The following is a 19,792-nucleotide window of genomic DNA, read 5'->3' on the forward strand; positions in this document are numbered from 1 at the left end:
CGTCACCTGCCGGAGGTCGGTGTGGGGGCGGGCTGGAGGGTGGAGAGCGGCGCCACCGCCGCTGCCGGGGTAGTGGTCGCCGGGGCGGGGGCCGCGGGAGCCGGCGTCGGACTGGAGGTGGGCGCCGGGGCGCCGGGGGTCCGCGCCGGCGAGGAGGGCGGACCGGCGGACGGGGTGGCGGTCTGCGTCCCGGCCGGGCCGTCGAGGGCGACCGGCTCGGGGCTCGCGGCGCCGGGCACGCCCTTGACCCTTCCGCCGGGGTCGAGGAAGGCCGGGTCGCCGCCGGGGACCATCCCGAGGTCGCGGGCGCGGCGCTGGAGGGCGTCGGGGGACGAGTAGCCGTCGATGTCCCGCTGGAGCGCCTGTTCCTCGTCGGTGAGGCTCTTCGTCTGCTTGCGCAGGGCGTCGAGCCGGAAGGAGCCCTCGCTGAGCGCGGAGTTCAGCACCAGCAGCCCGATGAGGCCGCCGCCCAGCAGCAGGACGACGAGCAGGACGAACGGGGCGCGGGCCGCGCGGGCGCGGCCCGCCGGGAGGAGCCCGGCGAGCCGGGCGGCCCGCCCTCTCAGTTCGGGTTTCCTACTCACTGGGCCTCCGGTGGCTCCGGCACGCCGACGGGTGGCTCCGGAAGCCCGGCCGGCCCCTCCCGCTCACTCGGCGTCCTCCCTGATGCGTTCGGCACCGCGCAGCCGGGCCGGGGCGGCCCGGCGGTTCTCGGCGATCTCTTCCTCGGTGGGAAGTTCGGCACCGCGCGTGAGCAGCTTGAGCCGCGGCTGGTAGCGCTCGGGCACGACGGGCAGCCCGGGCGGCGCGGTGGTGGCGGCACCGGCCGCGAACACCTGCTTCACCAGCCGGTCCTCCAGCGAGTGGTACGACAGCACGGCGACGCGCCCGCCGACGGCGACGGCCCCGACCGCCGCCGGGATGGCCCGCTCCAGGACGGACAGCTCGCCGTTGACCTCGATGCGCAGGGCCTGGAAGGTGCGCTTGGCCGGGTTGCCGCCGGTGCGCTTGGCGGCCTGCGGCAGCGCGTCGCGGATCAGCTCGACGAGCCGCGCGCTGGTGCCGAACGGCTCCTTCTCGCGTTCCCGGACGATCGCCGAGACGATCCGCTTGGCCTGCTTCTCCTCGCCGTAGGCGCGCAGGATCCGCACCAGTTCACCCGCCGGGTAGGTGTTGAGCACCTCGGCTGCGCTGATGCCGGTCGTCTGGTCCATGCGCATGTCGAGCGGGGCGTCCTGGGCGTAGGCGAAGCCGCGGTCGGCCTCGTCGAGCTGCATGGAGGACACGCCGAGGTCGAACAGGACGCCCTGCACGCGCGCGATGCCGAGCCGGTCAAGGACCTCGGGAAGCTCGTCGTACACCGCGTGCACCAGGGTGGCCCGGTCCCCGTAGGGCGCCAGCCGCTCACCCGACAGGCGCAGCGCCTCCTTGTCCCGGTCGAGGCCGATCAGCCGCGCCTGGGGGAACCTGCTCAGCAGCGCCTCGCTGTGGCCGCCGAGGCCGAGAGTGCAGTCGACGACCACCGCTCCCGGCCGCTCCAGGGCGGGTGCCAGCAGGTCCAGGCACCGCTGGAGCATCACCGGGACATGTCGACTCTCGCTCAAGGGGGCCTCTCGTTTCCGGCGGGCCGTACGCACCGCCGGGTCCCCGCCCGCTCCGTGAAGGGGAGGCCCGCCGGCGCCGGAAGCGTCGGCCGGCCGGGAGCGGGAGGAGGCCGAGCCGTACGTACGCGCCGCGCACGTGGGGAGACGGTCCGGGTGAGGGCCGGGGTCTCCGGGGGATTCACCAGCAGGGAGAGCCGCGCCTCCCGCTTCGCGTCACTTTAGTCCACCGTGTCGCGCGGTCAATCAACCGGCCTGCGCGTCGCCCGACCGGGCATGAATGCCGTTCGCGCTGCGTGTGGGGTCGCTCACAACAAGCCACAATGGCGTTCTTTGTCCGCTCTGCACAGCAGGACCGGCGCGGGTATGACCAGTACGGTCTTGGGTATGACGACTTCTGCAGCAGCTCAGACCGGGGCCGATGGGACCATAGCGGGTGACGGCACCGTCACCGACCGCCTCTTCGAGGCCAACGAGCGGTACGCCGCCCAGTTCGAAGACCCCGGGATGGACGCCCGGCCCGTCCTGCGCGTCGCGGTCGTGGCCTGCATGGACGCCCGACTCGACCTGCACAAGGCCCTCGGCCTGCAGCTCGGCGACTGTCACACCATCCGCAACGCGGGCGGCGTCGTCACCGACGACGTGATCCGGTCCCTCACCATCAGCCAGCGGGCGCTCGGCACCCGCAGCGTGGTGCTGATCCACCACACCGGGTGCGGCATGGAGGCCATCACCGAGGACTTCCGGCACGACCTGGAGCTGGAGGTCGGCCAGCGTCCCGCGTGGGCGGTGGAGGCGTTCCGGGACGTCGACCAGGACGTCCGGCAGTCGATGCAGCGCGTGCGCACCTCGCCGTTCCTGCTGCACACCGAGGACGTGCGCGGTTTCGTGTTCGACGTCAGGACCGGCCGCCTGCGCGAGATCGACCCCGCCTGACGACGCCGCACCGGCCCGTCACGGGCACCCCCGCGTCACGCGGGGGTGTTCCGTCGCACGTGAACACGGCGGCCGAAAGAGCCGTAGGACGGACAGAGTGCGGGCAGTTGTCCACAGGCGAGTGACACGAATCGGTAACGGCGGCAAGAATGCGGGGTGTGGCGTCGCCCGGAACCTCTTCCGGTGCGGTGTCCGTGTTTTCGGGGTGGGCCGGTTTCGCAGCGCAGAGCGTCGGCCCGAGTAAGAACGGGCCGAGGAGGGCCGGGTGACGACCTTTGACGATCGAGCGAGCCTCACTGATCTGACCGCCACTGTGGAGCGTGTCCGCAGTTCGGTGGAGGGTGTGATCGAGGGCAAGCCCGAGGTCGTACGGCTTTCGCTGACCGTACTGCTCGCCGAGGGACACCTGTTGATCGAGGATGTCCCCGGCGTGGGCAAGACCATGCTGGCCAAGGCACTGGCGCGGTCCATCGACTGCTCGGTGCGGCGCGTGCAGTTCACGCCCGACCTGCTGCCCTCGGACATCACGGGCGTGTCCATCTGGGACCAGCAGCGCCGGGACTTCGAGTTCAAGCCGGGCGCCATCTTCGCGCAGATCGTGATCGGCGACGAGATCAACCGCGCCTCACCGAAGACCCAGTCGGCCCTGCTGGAGTCCATGGAGGAACGGCAGGTCACCATCGACGGGCAGAGCTACGAACTGCCCAGCCCGTTCATGGTGGTGGCCACCCAGAACCCGGTCGAGATGGAGGGCACCTACCCGCTGCCCGAGGCCCAGCGCGACCGCTTCATGGCACGGGTGTCCGTGGGCTACCCCAGCGTCGAGGCCGAGCTGCAGATGCTCGACGTGCACGGCGGGGTGAGCCCGCTGGAGGACCTGCAGCCGGTGGCGCACGCGCACGAGATCGTGAAGCTGATCGAGGCCGTGCGCGGGGTGCACGTCTCCGAGGCGGTGCGCCGCTACGCGGTGGAGCTGGTCGCGGCCACGCGCGCCCACCCCGACCTCAGACTCGGCGCGTCCCCGCGCGCGACCCTGCATCTGCTGCGCGCCGCCAAGGCGTCCGCCGCCCTCGACGGCCGGGACTACGCGCTGCCGGACGACGTGCAGGAGCTGGCCGTCGCGGTCCTCGCCCACCGGCTGCTGCCCACGGCCCAGGCCCAGCTCAACCGGCGTACGGCCGAACAGGTGGTGCTGGAGATCCTGCAGCACACCGCCGTCCCCGCGTCGCCGCAGCGGCACGGCGGCTTCGGCTCGCTGGGCCGGACCCTGCCCGCCTACCCCCAGCAGCCCCCTCGGGGTCTTTGATGAGCGCCGGGGGGACGGGGCGGGTGGAGGCCGACCGCGGCGACGCGGGCGGCGTCCGTACCGCCCTGGCGGGGCTCACCACGCGCGGGCGGTCCTTCCTCGCGGCCGGGATCGCCGCAGCGGTCTGCGCCTACGTCCTGGGGCAGAGCGATCTGCTGCGCGTCGGCCTGCTGCTCGCGGTGCTGCCCCTGCTCTGCGCGGCCGTGCTGTACCGCACCCGCCACCGGGTGACCGGCAGCCGCCGGCTCTCCCCCGCGCGCGTGCCCGCCGCGGGCGAGGCGCGCGTGCACCTGCGGATGGACAACGTCTCCCGGCTGCCCACCGGCCTGCTGATGCTCCAGGACCGGGTGCCCTACGTCCTCGGGCCCCGGCCCCGCTTCGTGCTGGACCGGGTGGAGCCGGGCGGGCGCCGTGAGGTGTCGTACCGGGTCCGTTCGGACCTGCGCGGCCGCTATCCGCTGGGCCCGCTGCAGCTTCGCCTGACCGACCCGTTCGGGATGTGCGAGCTGACGCAGTCCTTCTCGGCGTACGACACGCTGACCGTCATACCGCGCACGGAACCGCTGACACCGGTCCGGTTCAGCGGCTCGGCCAAGGGCTACGGCGACGGACGGCAGCGGTCACTGGCCCTGGCCGGCGAGGACGACGTGATCCCCCGCGGCTACCGGCACGGCGACGACCTGCGCCGGGTGCACTGGCGTTCCACCGCGCGCCACGGCGAGCTGATGGTGCGCCGTGAGGAGCAGCCGCGGCGCTCGCGCTGCACGGTGCTGCTGGACACCCGGGCCGTCGGCTACGAGGGCGCGGGTCCCGACTCGGCCTTCGAGTGGGCCGTCTCCGCCGCCGCGTCGGTCCTGACGCACCTGCTGGAACAGGGCTTCTCGGTCCGGCTGCTGACGGACGGCGGCACCTCGGTGCCCGGCGAGGGAGCCGACGGGCTCGCGGGCAGCGGCCCGGACGCGGCCGGGCTGATGATGGACACCCTCGCGGTGATCGACCACTCCGGCGACACCGGCCTGTCCCGGGCGTACGACGCGCTGCGCGGCGGGAACGAGGGGCTGCTGGTGGCGTTCCTGGGCGACCTGGACGAGGGGCAGGCCGCGGTGGTCGCCAGGATGCGCCAGCGCAGCGGCGGGGCGCTGGCCTTCGTGCTGGACCCGGACGCGTGGACGCGGGGGACGGCCGGTGGGCCCGCGCCCGGCAGCCGGCGCGGGGAGCGGCTGCGCCTGCTGCGCGAGGCGGGCTGGACGGCGCTGGACGTACCGCGCGGAGCGGCGCTGAACGAGCTGTGGCGGCAGGCGGACCGGGAGCGCTCGGGCCTGACCGGCGTCGCCGGGGAGGCACCGTGATGAGCGGGCAGGCCCGGCTGGCCCTGTGCGCGGCCGCGGCCACGCTGATGACGGCGTGCGCGCTGCTGCCCCTGGTCGACCAGCCGACGTGGCTGTTCACGACGATTCTGCTGGTCGGGGTGCAGACCGGGGTGGGCGCGGCGGCCCGGCGGGTGCCGCTGGCCCGGCCGCTGACCGTGGCGGCGCAGGCCCTGGTCACGCTGATGCTGCTGACCCTGGTCTTCGCCCGGCGGCAGGCGGTCGGCGGGCTGGTTCCCGGCCCGGACGCGCTCCGGTACTACGGCGACCTGCTCCAGCAGGGCTCGGACGACGTCAGCCGGTACGCCATACCGGCTCCCCTCACCGGCGGCATCGGGCTGATGCTGATCGGCGGGGTCCTGGTGATCGGTCTGCTGGTCGACACCGTGGCGGTGACCTTCCGCAGCGCGGCGCCCGCCGGGCTGCCCCTGCTCGCGCTGTACTCGGTGGCGGCCGGGCTGTCCGACAGCGGCACCGACTGGCTGTTCTTCCTGGTCGCGGCGGCCGGCTATCTGATGCTGCTGCTGGCCGAGAGCCGGGACCGGCTGGCCCGGTGGGGCCGCGTCTTCGGCACCTCCCGCGACCCCGGCGGTCCGCAGGACGGGGCGGTGGCCCCGTTGCGTGCCGGGCGCCGGCTCGGCGCGGTGGCGCTCGGTGTCGCCGTGCTGGTGCCGGCCATTCCCCTGTTCTCGATCCAGGGCGGGCTGCTGGACGCCGCGGGGACGGGCGTCGGCACGGGCAACGGCAGGGGCGGCACGATCTCCGCGGTCAACCCGCTGGTGTCGCTGCGCGACAGCCTGAACGTGGAGAACGACCGCCAGGTGCTGTCGCTGCGGACCACGGCCGGCGACCTGTCGGACATGTACCTGCGGATCGTGTCGCTGGACGACTTCGACGGCACGACCTGGAAGCCGTCGCAGCGGCACGTCGTCGCGCTGCCGGACGTCCTCCCGCCCCCCGCCGGACTGGACCCGGACGTCGAGCGCCGCACGGTGCGCACCAGGATCACCGCGGCGGACTGGTACGCCCAGGACTGGCTGCCGATGCCGTACCCGCCGAGCAGGGTGAGCGTCAGCGGCAACTGGCGGTACGAGCCCGTCGGCATGACCCTCGTCGGCGACCACGGCCAGGACACGCGCGGCGAGGTGTACGAGGTACGCAGCCTCGACGTGCAGCCGACCGCCGCGGAGCTGGCCGCCGCCCCGCGGGCGCCCGCGGCACTGCGGCGCGAGTACACCAAGGTGCCGGCCCGGCTGCCGGAGGCGGTGGCCAGGACCGCCGAGGAGGTCACCGCGGGCTCCTCCAGCCGCTACGACGCGGCGGTGAGGCTCCAGGACTGGTTCGCGGTGAACGGCGGCTTCCGGTACGACACCGAGGTGGAGGTCGGCCAGGGCCCGGACGCGATAGCGAACTTCCTGCGCAAGAAGCAGGGCTTCTGCGTCCACTTCTCCTTCGCGATGGCCGCGATGGCCCGCACGCTGGGCATCCCGGCCCGGGTCGCGGTGGGCTTCGCCCCCGGCACCCCGCAGGCGGACGGCTCGGTCTCGGTGTCCCTGAAGGACGCGCACGCCTGGCCCGAGCTGTACTTCGAGGGTGTGGGCTGGACCCGCTTCGAGCCGACCCCGACCCGGGGCACGGTGCCCTCGTACACCCAGTCGAACACGCCGGGCACGTCGGAGCCGGACGAGGCCGTGCCCTCGCGCGGGGCGTCCGAGGCGCCCTCGGCGGCCGCGTCACCGAGCGAGAGCTGCTCGGCGCAGTTGCGCCGGCTCGACGCGTGCGACAGCCCGGCCGCCGCGGTCGCCCGTCCGGGCGGCGGCGGCAGCGGCTGGGACCTGCTGTGGCCCGGGCTGGCCGGGCTCGGTGTGCTCGCCGTGCTCGCGGTGCCGTTCCTGCCCCTGCTGTGGCGGACCCGGCTGCGGGCCGTCCGGCTGGGCGGACACGCGCGGACGGCGGAGGGCGCCGCCACCCACGCGCTGCCGGCCTGGCAGGAGCTGACGGACAGCGCCTGGGACATCGGCATCCTCCCGGACGAGTCGCTGACCCCGCGCAACGCGGCGGCCAGGTTCGTGCGGCTGGGCCGCCTCGACGCGGACACCGCGGCAGCGGTGAAGCGGGTGGCGGACGCGGTGGAGCAGGTGCTGTACGCGCCCCGGCCGCGACCGGTGGCCGGCATCGCGGACGATGTGCGGCGGGTGGTCGGCGCCCTGCACGGAGGCGTACGCCGGCGGACGAGGCTGCGGGCGCGGTTCGCGCCGCGTTCGGCGGCGCGGGTGCTGTGGGCGGCGTCGGACCGGTGGGCGGCGTTCCGCGATCGCGTGGCCGCGGCCCGGCCGTCGTGGCGCCGGCCCTCGGGCCGGCGGGGCTGAGGCCGCGTGCCCGGCCCGGCCGCCCGCCGGGCCGGGCACGCGTGAGGGGTGACCACCGGGCTGGTGGTCACCCCTCACGGATGTCGGTGGTCACCCCTCACGGATGTCCGTGCCGTTCGCGCCGTGCGGACCCGCGCGGGTCCGCGCGGTCGAGGCGACGGACGCCGAGGCCCGGGCGCCCGGGGCCTCGCGTTCGGATCGGGCCGGATCCGAACGTGAGCGGTCTCCGGTGCCGTGCGTCGCGAGGCCCGGGTGGGCGTCACGACGGAGCCATGGCAACCGGCGACGGCGCGCTCGGGCCCGGCGTGGCCCCCAGGAGCCCGGCACGATCCGAACAGGAGTCCCTGGTGACCCTGCTGCTCGTCAGAGGCTCTAGTGGCCCTGCTGCTCGTCAGAGGCTCTAGTGGCCCTGCTGCTCGTCGCGGCGGCGCTGCCAGCGCTGTTCGATCCGGTCCATCACGGAGCGCTTCTGCCGTGCCTGGCGGCGTGGGGCGCCGCCGGCGGGCTGCTCGCCCGGCTTGGGGGCCTTGCGCCATCCGGTGACGGCGAGCACGGCGCAGCCCAGCATCACCAGGAAGCCCACCACGCTGACCCAGATCTCTTTCGCGACCATTCCGGCCATGAGGAGCGCGATACCCACGAGGAAGCCCACGACCGCCTGGTAGACCCGCCGCCGGGTGTACGTCCGCAGCCCACTTCCCTCAAGCGCCGACGCGAACTTGGGATCTTCGGCGTACAGCGCTCGCTCCATCTGCTCGAGCATGCGCTGCTCGTGCTCCGAGAGCGGCACGGAGTCCTCCTCATCGTGCGGTCGCGGGGGCGACCCGGGGGGTCCCTTCAGGATAGGCAGGGAATCGCCCCCGTGAAACCCGCCCCTCTACGCCAATTGGCCAACCGGAAGTCCATCCTGGCCGTCCCGGCTCGCTGAGGCTTCCATTCCCCGGCGGCCGACCCGTCATGCCGGACGACGTACCTCGATCATACGGCGCAAACCGCTCGATCGGGTGTCTTGTGGCGTACTCCATCCGCCGCCGGGCCACTGATCAGCGGCGGGGCACCGGGAGCCCTCAGGCCTCGCCGGCCGCCCGCGTCTCACCGAGCACATGGAGCTGGGTGGCGACCGAGTGGAACGCGGGCAGCTCGGCCGCCGCCGCCTCGAGCTTCAGCAGGGCGTCCAGGGCTCCCGGCTCGGTGTCCACCAGGACGCCGGGCACGAGGTCGGCGAAGACCCGTACGCCGTGCACGGCGCCGACCCGCAGACCCGCGCCCTCCACCAGCGCGGTGAGCTGCTCGGCGGTGAAGCGGCGCGGCACCGGGTCCCCGGCGCCCCAGCGGCCCTCGGGGTCCTGCAGGGCCTGCTTGGCCTCCTTGAAGTGGCCGGCCAGGGCCCGGGCGAGCACGGCACCGCCGAGGCCGGCGGCGAGCAGGCTGAGGACGCCCTCGGAGCGCAGCGCGGCCACCGCGTTGCGCACGCCCTCGGCCGGGTCGTCCACGTACTCCAGCACGCCGTGGCACAGCACCACGTCGTGGCCGGCGCGCTCGACCACGTCGAACAGGCCGTGGGCGTCGCCCTGGACCCCGCCGACCCGGTCGGCGACACCGGCCTCGGCCGCCCGGCGCTCGAGGGCGAACAGCGCGTTGGGGCTGGGGTCGACGACGGTGACCCGGTGGCCGAGGGCGGCGAGGGGCACGGCGAAGTTGCCGCTGCCGCCCCCGGTGTCGAGAACGTCCAGCGACTCCCGCCCCGTGGCCTTGATCCGGCGGTCGAGGGCGTCCTGGAGGACCTCCCACACCACGGCGGTACGGAGGGAGGAACGGGGGCGCATCGGGTCCGGCACGGCAGTTGACTCCTCGGCGCGGCACCGCCTGTTGCCCGGCGGCGCGAACGGGGTGCCTCCCCGGCCCGGATGCGGGGGGAAGGAAGGCTTCAGGCGTGTCCACCCTATTGCCTCCGCCGCCGTACCCGGTCATCGCGGCGGGCTGGGCCGTGTCCGTCTCGCAGGACGGACGGCCGAGGTCAGCCCGCGTCCGGGAGGTCGTCGCGGCCGGGTGGGCCCGACGGCTCCCCCGGGTCGTGGCGGGGCTGGGGCAGGACGGGCTGGAGCACCAGCATCCGCTCGACGATGCGGACGAACATCGCCACGTCGCGTATCAGGTCGTCGGCGTCCCGCCGGCCGGCCGCGCCCCGGATGCCCGCCTCGGCGCGGGCGCGGCGGGCGGCGCCGGAGGCGAACAGCGCACTCCACTCGGTCAGTTCGGGGGCCGTTTCGGGCAGCACCTCCCAGGCGCTGCGGATGCGGGCCCGGCGGCGTGGGGAGGTCTCGGGCCGGCCCCGGGCCGCGAGTACCGCGGCGGCGGTGCGCAGGGCGGCGAGGTGCGCGGTCGCGTAGCGCTCGTTGGGTGTCTCCAGGCGGTCGGCCTCCTCGAGTCCGGCGCGGGCCTGGGCGAGCAGGTCGAGGACGGCGGACGGGGCCGTGGCCCGGCGGAGCACGGGGTGCACGTCGCTCGCCGGGCCGGTCAGTGAGGGGGCAGGGCCGGTGGCGCGGCGCCGCTGGGCGGCTGCGGACGGTTTGGCCATGACGAACCTCCTGTCGTCTGGTGACGGCACGGATGCCGTATGTGCCCATCGTGAGGTATGGCACTGACAATCCCTTCTGACCTGCCGCTTTGCCTCGATCAGGGGTTCGGGAGTACTTTTGCACTGACCAGTCAGTTCAAAAACATGCCAGGCAAGGGGGAGGCTTGTGGACGGCGCGCATCTCACCGCCGAGGGCCTCGGACTCAAGGGGCCACGCGGGTGGGCCTTCCGGGACGTCACGCTCGACGCGGACCCCGGCTCGCTCATCGCGATCGAGGGACCGTCCGGCTCCGGCCGCACGTGCCTGCTGCTCGCGCTCACCGGACGGATGAAGCCCAATGAGGGATCGGCCGCGGTGGCCGGGTTCAGACTCCCCCGGCACATGGCCGCCGTGCGCCGGGTCGCCGCCGTGGCCAACGTGGCCGGTGTCACCGATCTGGAGCCGGCTCTGACCGTGGGGGAGCACCTGCGCGAACGGGCCCTGCTGCAGCACCGGTTCGGCGACTCCCTGCGGGACGTGCTGCGGCCCCGCCGGGACCGCGCCCACGACGCCCGGCTGCGCGTCGACGCGGCCCTGGCCGCCGCCGGACTCGATCCGGAGACGCTCCCCAAGGGTTCCCGGACTGCCGTCCGGGACCTGGAGCGGCCGGAGGAACTGCGGCTGTCGCTGGCGCTGGCCCTGCTCGGCCGGCCGCGGCTGATCGGCGTGGACGACGTCGACATGAAGCTCTCGGACACGGAGCGCGAGGAGATCTGGGACCTCCTGCGGTCCCTCACCCGCGCGGGCACGACGGTGGTGGCCGTGTGCCGCACCGCCCCCGCGGACTGCCTCACCGTGGCCACCGGCCCGGCCGGGCGGGCCGACGGCGGCAGCGGTTCCGGGCCGGGCGACGACACCACCCCGGTGACCGCCGACGAAGACGGCCCGGAACCGGACGGCGGCACCCCGGCGACCGACGACGGCCCCGAACCGGCCGACGGCACCACCCCGGCGACCGACGACGACACCGACCGGAAGGAGGCGGCGGATGCGCACGCCCAGGCTGGCCGCGCTTGAGCTGAGGCGTTTCGGACGGGGGAAGCTGCCGCGCGCCGCCCTGGTCGCGCTGCTCGTGCTGCCCCTGCTGTACGGCGCCCTGTACCTGTGGTCCTTCTGGGACCCCTACGGCCGCCTGGACCGTATCCCGGTGGCCCTGGTGAACGACGACAAGGGCGCCACGGCCGACGGGAAGAAGGTCACCGCCGGCGACGACATCGTGGCCGGGCTGCGCGACAGCCGGACCTTCGACTGGCACGAGGTGAGCGACGACGAGGCCCGCCGGGGCGTCGAGGACGGCACCTACTACCTGTCGCTGACCATGCCGGCCGACTTCAGCAGCCGGATCGCGTCCAGCGCCGGAGACTCCCCCGAGACCGGCGCGCTCCGGGTGCGCACCAACGACGCGAACAACTACATCGTCGGCCAGATCTCCAAGACCGTCTTCAACGAGGTCCGCTCGGCCGCGTCCAGCAACGCCTCCCGGGGCTTCCTGGACCGGATCTTCATCTCCTTCTCCGACATCCACGGCAAGACCGTGACGGCCGCCAGGAACGCCGACCGCCTCAAGGGCGGCATCGGCAAGGCGGAGAAGGGCTCCAGGGACCTGGCGGCGGGCCTGAAGGATGCCAAGAGCGGCAGCGGCAAGCTGGTCAAGGGGCTGAAGAAGCTCGACTCGGGCGCGGGCAGGCTGGAGGACGGTTCCCAGAAGGTCGCGGACGGCACCCAGACCCTCGCGGACAACGTCAACGGTGTCTACAAGCAGGCCGGTCCGTTCCTGAAGGACAACGAGAAGACCATCGGGGACACCGCCCGGCTGGTCGCCGACTCGGCCATGACCGTCCGGCACAACCTCGAGACCATGGTGGAGCGGGCGCCGGGCGCCGCCAGGGCAGCGCACGCCTCCTCGGCCCTGCTCGACGCGTTCTACGAGGCGCACTGCGAGAAGGCGGTGATCCCCGACCCGGTCTGCCCTGACCTGAAGAAGGCCAGGCAGGCGGCGGCCGACGTGGCCACCGTCGCCGACGACCTCAACACCCTGATCGCCGACCAGGACGGCGACCTGAAGACCATGCGGGAAAACCTCGCCACGCTCCAGAAGCAGGCCCAGGCCCTCTCCGCGCGCGCCCCGCACCTCTACGAGGACGTCGACGACGCCGTCAAGAGGATCAACGAGCTGAACGACGCCGCGGCCGAGGTCGCCGCCGGCGCCAAGAAGCTGCACGCCGGAATCGGCACCACGGGCACCGGGGCGGTGAAGCTCGACCAGGGCATCGGCACCGCCGAGTCGGGCGCCCGAACCCTCAGCGGCGGCATGTACAGGCTGGTCGACGGCTCCGGCAAGCTGGCCGGCGGGCTGCACGACGGCGCGAAGAAGATCCCCGACTACGACGAGCAGGACCGCGACCAGCGCACCGGCGTGATGGCCGACCCCGTCCAGCTCGCCTCCCACGACCTGCACAAGGCGCCCAACTACGGCACCGGATTCGCCCCTTACTTCATCCCGCTGTCCCTGTGGGTCGGCGCGATGGTGGCGTACATGCTGATCCCGCCGCTCAACCGGCGTGCCCTGGCGGCCGGTTCACCGGCCTGGCGGATCGCGCTGGCCGGCTGGCTCCCCGTCGTCGCGGTGGGCGTGCTGCAGACGGCGGCGCTGATGGCGGTGCTGCACTGGGCCATCGGGCTGCAGATGGCGAGGGCGGCCGGCACGGTCGGGTTCCTGTTCCTGGTGGCGGCGTGCTTCGCGGCGATCGTGCAGTGGCTGAACGCCCGCTTCGGCGCGGCGGGCCGGATCCTGGTGCTGGCGCTGCTGATGCTCCAGCTCACCTCGGCGGGCGGCACCTACCCCGTGCAGACCAGCCCGGGCTTCTTCAACGCCGCCCACCCGTTCCTGCCGATGAGCTACATCGTGGAGGCCCTGCGCCGGCTGATCACGGGCGGCGGGCTCGGCCCGGTCTGGCAGGCGTGCGGCGTGCTGACCCTGTTCACCGCGGGCGCCGTCGCGCTGACCGCCCTCGCGGCCCGGCGCCGCCAGGTGTGGACACTGGACCGGCTGCACCCGGAACTGAGCCTGTGATCCCCGGGGCGTCCCCCCGGACGCGGGTACCTGTGACAATCGGGGCCATGGAAAGCAGCAGCGCCACCGCCGGCGGCAGCACGCGCCGCGAGGCCACCCGGCAGAAGCTCTACGAGGCCGCCGTCACGCTCATCGCCGAGCAGGGCTTCTCCGCCACCACCGTGGACGAGATCGCCGAGCGGGCCGGCGTCGCGAAGGGCACCGTCTACTACAACTTCGCGAGCAAGTCGGTCCTCTTCGAGGAGCTGCTGCGGCACGGCGTGGGCCTGCTCACCGCCTCCCTCCGGGAGGCGGCCGAGCGGACCGCGGCGGAGGGCGGCGGCAAGGTGGACGCCCTGGACGCGATGGTCCGCGCGGGCCTGGTCTTCATCGACCGCTACCCGGCCTTCACCCAGCTCTACGTGGCCGAACTGTGGCGCACCAACCGCGCCTGGCAGTCCACCCTGATGGTGGTCCGGCAGGAGGCCGTCGCCGTCGTGGAGGGTGTGCTGCGCGAGGGCGTGGCGACCGGGGAGTTCAGCGACGAGATCGACGTCCAGCTCACCGCGGCCGCACTGGTGGGCATGGTGCTGGTGGCCGCCCTGGACTGGAAGTCGTTCCAGCCGGAGCGCTCCCTGGACGACGTCCACTCGGCCCTGTCCCGGCTGCTCCAGGGACGGGTGAGCGGGCAGGGCTGAGAGCGCGGCGGAACACGGGGAAGGCGCCGGCCCCCTTGCCGGGCCGGCGCCTTCCCACTCCCCCGTGCCCCCGTTCTTCCCGTGCTCCCCCGTGTCCCGCTTCCGCCGACGGATCGGCGGAAGGAACGGCCAGGGCGCGGGCGCCGTTCCGCCGCCCCGTGCCGGCGGTGCCGGTCCGCGCCCCCTGCCGTGCCTCCACTCTCCCGTGCCGCACGGTCGCGGCCCATCCGTGTCCGTACTCATCCGGGCGTCTGAGTACGGATACTCAGTGCCGTGTGCGGATGCCCGGGACGGCGGCCCGCCGGATGACTACCATCCCTTGCGTGTCCGTACTCCCTCTGGTCTTCACCAGCGGCTGGGCCAGCGGCATCAACGCCTACGCGGTGGTGCTGCTGCTCGGCCTGTTCGGCATGACGGGGGTGGGCGACGACGTCCCGCAGACGTTGCAGCGGCCCGAGGTGCTGATCGTGGCCGGTGTGCTGTTCGCGTGCGAGGCGGTCGCCGACAAGATCCCGTACGTCGACTCGGTGTGGGACACCGCGCACACCGTCGTGCGGCCGCTCGCGGGCGCCTGGATCGGGGCGCTGCTCGCCGGGCAGAGCGGATCGCTGCCGGACGTGGCGGCCGGGCTGCTCGGCGGTTCGACGGCGCTGGCCAGTCACGGTGTGAAGGCCGGTACCCGGATGGCGGTCAACACCTCGCCGGAGCCGCTCAGCAACTTCGTGCTGAGCATCGCCGAGGACCTGGGGGTCGCCGGCGTCGTGGCGTTCGCGATGTTCCATCCCGGGGCGGCCGCGATCATCGCGGCGGTGCTGCTGGCCGGCGGGCTGCTCGTGCTGGTGTTCCTCGTCTCCCGCATCCGGCGCTTCCTGCGGAGCCGGGCGCAGCGGCGGGAGCGGGGCCGGGCGGACCGGGTCCCCTGGCCGCCCGGCTGATCCGCTCCGGACCGCCCGTCGGCCGGCCCCTCGGTGCCGGTGGATAGAGTCACGGTCATGGCACGGATTGCGGTGATCGGCGCCGGGATGGGCGCGATGGCGGCCGCCGCCCGGCTGGCCGTCGCGGGCCACCGGGTGGCGGTGTACGAGCGTACGGAGACGTACGGCGGAGCGGTGCGCCGCTTCGAGCGGGACGGGTTCGCCTTCGACACCGGGCCGGGGCTGCTGCCGCTGCCGGCCGTGTACCGCGATCTGTTCGTCAAGACCGGCAAGGAGGCGCTGGAGGACGTCGTCGACCTGGTGCAGGTCGACCCGTCGGCGCGGCACGTCTTCGCCGACGGCACCGAGGTGGCCCTGCCGAACGCCTCCCGTGCGGGGGTGGTCGCGGCCCTGGACGAGGCGCTGGGCGCCGGCGCCGGGCAGCGCTGGGGGGATTTCCTGGTGCGGGCCCGGGAGGCGTGGGACCGCACCCGCCGGCCGCTGCTCGAGGAGCCGCTGTGGCCGAACTGGCAGGTGCTGGCCGAGCGCGACCCCTATCCGTCGGTGCCGCACAAGCGGCTGCTGCGCACCCGGCGGGCGGGCACCCTGGCCGAGATCGGCGCCTGGGAGCTGCGCGACGCGCGTCTGGCGGCCCTCCTGGAGAGCCATGTGCTCGGATACGGTCTCGATCCCCGGGCCGTTCCGGCGAGCGCGGCCGTGCTGCCGTACATGGAGCACGCCTTCGGCACCTGGTACGTGCGCGGCGGCATGCGGGAGCTGGCGCGCGCGGTGTACGAGCGGTGCCTGCGGCGCAGGGTGGAGTTCTGCTTCGGCACCGAGGTCACCGGCATTCCGGAGAAGGGCGGCCGGGCGGCGGGAGTGGAGTTCGCCGACGGGTCGGTGGCCGAGGCGGACCACGTGGTCGCGGACGTGGCTCCGGCACGGCTGCGGGCGCTGACGGAGCATCCGCTGGACGCGGACGGGGACGTGCGGGCCGACGATCCGGTCCTGCCCCGGCCCGCGCGGTTCACCGCCCTGCTGGCCCTGCGGGGCGGGCGCGAGGCCGGCGCCGTCCACCGCACGGTCGTCCACGCGCCGGACGCCGGGACGGAGCTGGACTTCCCGGCCGCGCCCGGTGGCGACCGGCCGGTGTGTCCCTCGGTGACCGTACTGCGCCCGGACGACCCCGCGCTCGTGCCGGACGGCGCGCACGAGTCCGTGGTGGTGTCCGCCGTGGTGCCGGCCGAGGCTGCCTGGGAGGACGGGGGCACGGTCCGGTGCTGCACGGACTTCCTGGTCGAGGCCGCGGGGCGCGCGGTGCCCGGGCTGCGGGAGCGCCTGCTGTGGCACGAGGTGCGCACCCCCGTGCACACGGAGGGGGAGACGGGCAGCGGGGCCGTGCCCGCGCCCGCACTCGCCGCGGGCCGGGGCCGCTACCTGCACCCGGCGAACACCACGCGCCTGCCCGGGCTGTACCGGGTGGGCGGCTGGTCCCATCCCGGCGGCGGACTGCCGCACGCGGGGATGTCGGGGGCGCTGGTGGCCGGGCTGATCGTGGAGGGGCCCGGGTTCCGCGGCTCCCAGTGACCGGGGCGGGCCGTCAGAAGCGGTACTGCTCGTCGTACCCGGCTCCGGGCTGCTGCCGTCCGTCGCCCTGGTACGGGTACGGCTGCTCCTGCGGGAGTTCGCCGCCGTAGCTGTCGTCGCTGCGCTGCTGCGGGACCCACACCCCGCCGGCCGGTGTCTCGCCGTAGCCGCCGGTGGCGTACGGGTCCTGGCCGTAACCCTGCTGACCGTAACCCTGCTGGCCGTACTGCTGCTGGCCGTAGCCCGAGTCGTAGCCGGTGCCGCCGTAGCCCTGGCTGCCGACGTAGGGGTCGGAGTAGTTGGCGTAGCCCTGCTGGCCGGCGCTGTCGTAGCCGTAGTCCTGCTGGCCGTAGCCCGAGTAGTCGTAGGCGTAGTTCTGCTCGGCGCCCTGGGTCTGGGCCGCCGCCGCGTAGGCGGTGTCGCCGTAGACGCCGTAGGAGCCGGTGTCGTCCGGGAGCGGCTCGGGCTCGTAGACGGTGGTGGTCTCGGCTGCGGACGGCTCGGCGGAGCGCATCGGGGTGAAGACGTCGTCGCGGTCGTAGTCGTCGGCGTGCGCGAAGCGCTCGTGGTCGTGCCCGGCGTCGTCGGCGCCGTCGCCCGCCTCCGGATCGGAGCCGCCCAGCACCGGGTCCTGGTGCCCGGCCCGGCCGCGGCGTCGCTTGGTGACGCCGCCGTCCGCCTCGTCCTCGGGCCGCTTGACCGCCCAGCCGGCGGCGAAGCCGCGGCGGAAGGACAGCGTGACGTAGGTCTGGCCGAGCGCGAACGCGATCGCGCCCACGCCGATGACGACGACCGAAGGCATCAGCACGCCGACAACGACGCCGAGGAAGCCGGCGAAGGCGAGCAGCCGCCAGCGCAGCCGCGCCTTGTACTGCAGCAGTACCTCACCGAGCAACCACAGTGCGACGACGCCGAACGCGATGTAGAGGACCGTCCAGCCCATGTACGCCCCTCTCCCAGTGGCCGCTACGCAGTGTGTCGTATCGCGGTGCGGCCGGTCTAGGCCTGCGGGGGGTGGTGCAGGCCCAGGTTCTCGTAGATTTCCAGGGTCGCCGTGGAGTTGTTGAGCGTGATGAAGTGCAGTCCGGGCACTCCCTCGGCCAGCAGCCGTGCGCAGAACTCCGTGGCGAACTCGATACCGATGGAGCGTACCGCCGCCGGATCGTCCTTCGCTGTGAGGATGCGCTCTTTCAGGGCGTCCGGGAACAGCGCGGTGCTGAGCTTGGGCACCCGCTCCAGCATCCTCACGCTGGTGACCGGCAGGATCTCGGGGATCACGGGCGTGTCGCAGCCCGCCGCCTCGACCCGGTCGCGCAGCCGCAGGTACGACTCCGGCTGGAAGAACATCTGTGTGATGGCGTAGTCGGCGCCCGCGCGGCACTTGTCGACGAAGTGCCGGACATCGGTGTCCCAGTCGGCGGAGCGCGGATGCATCTCGGGGAACGCGGCGACGCCCACGCAGAAGTCGCCCGACTCCTTGATGAGCCGCACGAGTTCGGCCGCGTAGGCGAGGCCCTGGGGGTGCGGGACCCACTCGCCCATCGGGTCGCCGGGCGGGTCGCCCCGCACGGCGAGCATGTTGCGGATGCCGGCGTCCGCGTACTGCCCGATGATGTTGCGCAGCTCGGCGACGGAGTGGTCGACCGCGGTGAGGTGGGCGACCGGGGTGAGCGTCGTGTCGACGACGATCTGCTGGGTCTCGCGGACCGTGGTCGTGCGGGTGGTGCCGCCGGCGCCGTAGGTGACGGACACGAAGTCCGGTGCCACCGCCTCGACCCGCCGCAGCGCGTTCCACAGGTTCCGCTCGCCCTGGGGCGTCTTCGGCGCGTAGAACTCGAACGAGTACGTCGTCTTGCCGGCGGCGAGGATGTCACGCACGGTGCGTGCGCGATCAGTCCTGGTCGATGCGGTTCCGAGGGCCATACCCGCAGGTTAGTCAGGGGTGGGCGGTACCCCAACCGGACGCCGGTCATTTGCCCGAATTGCCGCTTTCCCGTCCACCCTTTGGACAGAATTCCGGACAGAGCCCGCCCGGAGGGCAGCCCTCCGCGGCGCCGCCGGCCCGGCACGAGGGGCCCTGGCCGTGCGGTCCGGGCACGGCACTAGGGCTGCCGCAGCCGCTCGGCGAACCGCGCCGCGGCGTCACCCGGGTCGTCGGCCTCGGTGATCGCGCGGACCACGACCACCCGGCGGGCGCCCGCGTCCAGCACCTGCTCCAGGTTGCCGTGGTCGATGCCGCCGATGGCGAACCAGGGGCGGTCGGTGCCCAGGGCCGCGGTGTACCGCACCAGACCGAGGCCGGGGGCGGGCCGGCCGGGCTTGGTCGGGGTGGGCCAGCACGGGCCGGTGCAGAAGTAGTCCACGCCCCGCTGGACGGCGGCGGCCGCGGCCTCGGACTCGGTGTGCGTGGAGCGGCCGATCAGCAGGTCGCCGCCGAGGACGGCGCGGGCGGCGGGCACCGGGAGGTCGCCCTGGCCCAGATGGAGCACGTCGGCGCGGGCGGCGTGGGCGACGTCGGCCCGGTCGTTGACCGCGAGCAGCTTGCCGTGCCGGGCGCAGGCGTCGGCGAGGACCTGGAGGTGCTCCAGTTCCTCGGCGGCCTCCAGGCCCTTGTCGCGGAGCTGCACGATGTCGACACCGCCGGCCAGGACCGCGTCCAGGAACCCGGCGAGGTCGCCCTGCCGCCTGCGGGCGTCCGTGCAGAGGTACAGGCGGGCGTCGGCGAGTCGGTCGCGGGCGGTGTCGGACATGCGTGGGTCCCCCCGGGTCGGTGTCCATGGGCGTGCGGGCGGGTGGCGTACGGGCCGCGGCCGGTACGCCACCACGCGGTGCGGGTCGTTCAGAAGGCGAGCGCCTGGGCGCGCCGCTTCACCTCCGTGCCGCGATTCTCGCTCAGGGCCTGCGCGGGGGTGCCGGGCAGGGTCGGGTCGGGGGTGAAGAGCCACTCGATCATCTCTTCGACCGTGAAGCCGTCGTCCCGCAGGAGCGTCAGGGTCCCGGACAGGCCCTTGACGACCTTGTCCCCGTCGATGAAGGCGGCGGGGACGTGCAGCGCCCGGTTCTCCCCCCGGCGTACGGCGATGAGCTGTCCCTCCTTGACAAGCTGCCGCACGCGCGTCACCTCGACGTCGAGGTGCTCGGCGATGTCGGGGAGGGTGAGCCAGCCGGGGACGAGTGCATCGATCTTTGCGTCAATCTCGGTCACGGGATCTAGCCTGCCATCCGACACCGACAGTCGGAAGCCAGGCCGGTCCGCGTGGGGTGCACGCCGCTGGGACCCGTCCGGCGGGTCCGGTCCCTGGTGCCGCGGCGGGCGGGGGGGGCGGGGCGGGGCGCCCCCCCCC

18 protein-coding genes are annotated in these 19,792 nt (G+C 74.0%); 9 read left to right on the forward strand and 9 right to left on the reverse strand.

Annotated features, from left to right (window positions below):
- Positions 1-2: 2 nt before the first annotated feature.
- On the reverse strand, positions 3-584 hold the full coding sequence (locus MXD57_RS27955; RefSeq protein ID WP_250404901.1) for a septum formation initiator family protein: 582 nt from the start codon (positions 582-584) through the stop codon (positions 3-5).
- A 63-nt stretch (positions 585-647) separates the two neighbouring features.
- Entirely contained in the window at positions 648-1,604 is a 957-nt protein-coding gene (rsmH, locus tag MXD57_RS27960) for a 16S rRNA (cytosine(1402)-N(4))-methyltransferase RsmH (protein WP_250404902.1), read from the reverse strand.
- 384 nt (positions 1,605-1,988) lie between these two features.
- On the opposite strand from rsmH, the gene MXD57_RS27965 reads away from it, so the two are divergent.
- The 4 genes from MXD57_RS27965 to MXD57_RS27980 all read left to right on the forward strand — a co-directional run bounded on the left by MXD57_RS27965 (position 1,989) and on the right by MXD57_RS27980 (position 7,579).
- Positions 1,989-2,537, forward strand: coding sequence for a beta-class carbonic anhydrase (locus MXD57_RS27965; protein WP_250404903.1), 549 nt, complete (start codon positions 1,989-1,991; stop codon positions 2,535-2,537).
- A 265-nt stretch (positions 2,538-2,802) separates the two neighbouring features.
- The gene (locus tag MXD57_RS27970; protein ID WP_250404905.1) at positions 2,803-3,843 is read left to right on the forward strand and encodes an AAA family ATPase; all 1,041 of its coding nucleotides are present in this window, start codon (positions 2,803-2,805) and stop codon (positions 3,841-3,843) included.
- A complete protein-coding gene (locus tag MXD57_RS27975; protein ID WP_250404907.1) occupies positions 3,843-5,192 on the forward strand; it encodes a DUF58 domain-containing protein in 1,350 nt (449 codons plus the stop codon). Before MXD57_RS27970 ends, MXD57_RS27975 begins: the two co-directional genes overlap by 1 nt.
- Positions 5,192-7,579, forward strand: a complete 2,388-nt coding sequence (locus tag MXD57_RS27980; protein WP_250404909.1) for a transglutaminase TgpA family protein — start codon at positions 5,192-5,194, stop codon at positions 7,577-7,579. Before MXD57_RS27975 ends, MXD57_RS27980 begins: the two co-directional genes overlap by 1 nt.
- 400 nt (positions 7,580-7,979) lie before the next feature.
- Here the strand turns inward: MXD57_RS27980 and MXD57_RS27985 are convergent, their stop codons facing one another.
- The 3 genes from MXD57_RS27985 to MXD57_RS27995 form a co-directional block, all read right to left on the reverse strand.
- Entirely contained in the window at positions 7,980-8,369 is a 390-nt protein-coding gene (locus MXD57_RS27985) for a DUF3040 domain-containing protein (RefSeq protein WP_250404910.1), read from the reverse strand.
- Positions 8,370-8,646: 277 nt separating this feature from the next.
- Positions 8,647-9,417 carry a methyltransferase gene (locus MXD57_RS27990; protein WP_250404912.1) on the reverse strand — a complete coding sequence of 257 codons (771 nt, stop codon included), beginning with the start codon at positions 9,415-9,417 and terminating at the stop codon, positions 8,647-8,649.
- A 179-nt stretch (positions 9,418-9,596) separates the two neighbouring features.
- Entirely contained in the window at positions 9,597-10,157 is a 561-nt protein-coding gene (locus MXD57_RS27995) for an SAV_6107 family HEPN domain-containing protein (RefSeq protein WP_250404914.1), read from the reverse strand.
- 166 nt (positions 10,158-10,323) lie between these two features.
- On the opposite strand from MXD57_RS27995, the gene MXD57_RS28000 reads away from it, so the two are divergent.
- The 5 genes from MXD57_RS28000 to MXD57_RS28020 all read left to right on the forward strand — a co-directional run bounded on the left by MXD57_RS28000 (position 10,324) and on the right by MXD57_RS28020 (position 16,448).
- Positions 10,324-11,214, forward strand: a complete 891-nt coding sequence (locus tag MXD57_RS28000) for an ATP-binding cassette domain-containing protein (protein ID WP_250404916.1) — start codon at positions 10,324-10,326, stop codon at positions 11,212-11,214.
- The gene (locus MXD57_RS28005) at positions 11,186-13,270 is read left to right on the forward strand and encodes a YhgE/Pip domain-containing protein (RefSeq protein WP_250404918.1); all 2,085 of its coding nucleotides are present in this window, start codon (positions 11,186-11,188) and stop codon (positions 13,268-13,270) included. Before MXD57_RS28000 ends, MXD57_RS28005 begins: the two co-directional genes overlap by 29 nt.
- A 47-nt stretch (positions 13,271-13,317) precedes the next feature.
- Positions 13,318-13,947 carry a TetR/AcrR family transcriptional regulator gene (locus MXD57_RS28010; RefSeq protein WP_250404919.1) on the forward strand — a complete coding sequence of 210 codons (630 nt, stop codon included), beginning with the start codon at positions 13,318-13,320 and terminating at the stop codon, positions 13,945-13,947.
- Positions 13,948-14,270: 323 nt separating this feature from the next.
- A complete protein-coding gene (locus tag MXD57_RS28015; RefSeq protein ID WP_250404920.1) occupies positions 14,271-14,882 on the forward strand; it encodes a DUF4126 domain-containing protein in 612 nt (203 codons plus the stop codon).
- Between the two features lie 57 nt (positions 14,883-14,939).
- Entirely contained in the window at positions 14,940-16,448 is a 1,509-nt protein-coding gene (locus tag MXD57_RS28020) for a phytoene desaturase family protein (protein ID WP_250404922.1), read from the forward strand.
- Positions 16,449-16,461: 13 nt separating this feature from the next.
- Here the strand turns inward: MXD57_RS28020 and MXD57_RS28025 are convergent, their stop codons facing one another.
- The 4 genes from MXD57_RS28025 to MXD57_RS28040 all read right to left on the reverse strand — a co-directional run bounded on the left by MXD57_RS28025 (position 16,462) and on the right by MXD57_RS28040 (position 19,653).
- Positions 16,462-17,391, reverse strand: a complete 930-nt coding sequence (locus MXD57_RS28025) for an SCO2102 family sporulation regulator (protein ID WP_250404923.1) — start codon at positions 17,389-17,391, stop codon at positions 16,462-16,464.
- Between the two features lie 56 nt (positions 17,392-17,447).
- Positions 17,448-18,371, reverse strand: coding sequence for a methylenetetrahydrofolate reductase [NAD(P)H] (gene metF / locus MXD57_RS28030; protein WP_250404926.1), 924 nt, complete (start codon positions 18,369-18,371; stop codon positions 17,448-17,450).
- Positions 18,372-18,550: 179 nt separating this feature from the next.
- Positions 18,551-19,198: a thiamine phosphate synthase gene (thiE, locus tag MXD57_RS28035; RefSeq protein ID WP_250404928.1), complete on the reverse strand. Its 648-nt coding sequence runs from the start codon at positions 19,196-19,198 to the stop codon at positions 18,551-18,553.
- Positions 19,199-19,287: 89 nt separating this feature from the next.
- Entirely contained in the window at positions 19,288-19,653 is a 366-nt protein-coding gene (locus MXD57_RS28040) for an Rv2175c family DNA-binding protein (protein WP_250404930.1), read from the reverse strand.
- Positions 19,654-19,792: the final 139 nt, after the last annotated feature.

The organism is Streptomyces cellostaticus, assembly GCF_023630175.1.
In the GTDB taxonomy this organism is placed as follows: domain Bacteria; phylum Actinomycetota; class Actinomycetes; order Streptomycetales; family Streptomycetaceae; genus Streptomyces; species Streptomyces cellostaticus_A.

Coding starts and splice junctions, on each gene's coding strand:
- MXD57_RS27965 (WP_250404903.1), top strand. CDS start 1,989: ATGACGACTTCTGCAGCAGCTCAGACCGGGGCCGATGGGACCATAGCG.
- MXD57_RS27975 (WP_250404907.1), top strand. CDS start 3,843: ATGAGCGCCGGGGGGACGGGGCGGGTGGAGGCCGACCGCGGCGACGCG.
- MXD57_RS27980 (WP_250404909.1), top strand. CDS start 5,192: ATGAGCGGGCAGGCCCGGCTGGCCCTGTGCGCGGCCGCGGCCACGCTG.
- MXD57_RS27995 (WP_250404914.1), bottom strand. CDS start 10,157: ATGGCCAAACCGTCCGCAGCCGCCCAGCGGCGCCGCGCCACCGGCCCT.
- MXD57_RS28005 (WP_250404918.1), top strand. CDS start 11,186: ATGCGCACGCCCAGGCTGGCCGCGCTTGAGCTGAGGCGTTTCGGACGG.
- MXD57_RS28010 (WP_250404919.1), top strand. CDS start 13,318: ATGGAAAGCAGCAGCGCCACCGCCGGCGGCAGCACGCGCCGCGAGGCC.
- MXD57_RS28020 (WP_250404922.1), top strand. CDS start 14,940: ATGGCACGGATTGCGGTGATCGGCGCCGGGATGGGCGCGATGGCGGCC.
- MXD57_RS28025 (WP_250404923.1), bottom strand. CDS start 17,391: ATGGGCTGGACGGTCCTCTACATCGCGTTCGGCGTCGTCGCACTGTGG.
- metF (WP_250404926.1), bottom strand. CDS start 18,371: ATGGCCCTCGGAACCGCATCGACCAGGACTGATCGCGCACGCACCGTG.
- thiE (WP_250404928.1), bottom strand. CDS start 19,198: ATGTCCGACACCGCCCGCGACCGACTCGCCGACGCCCGCCTGTACCTC.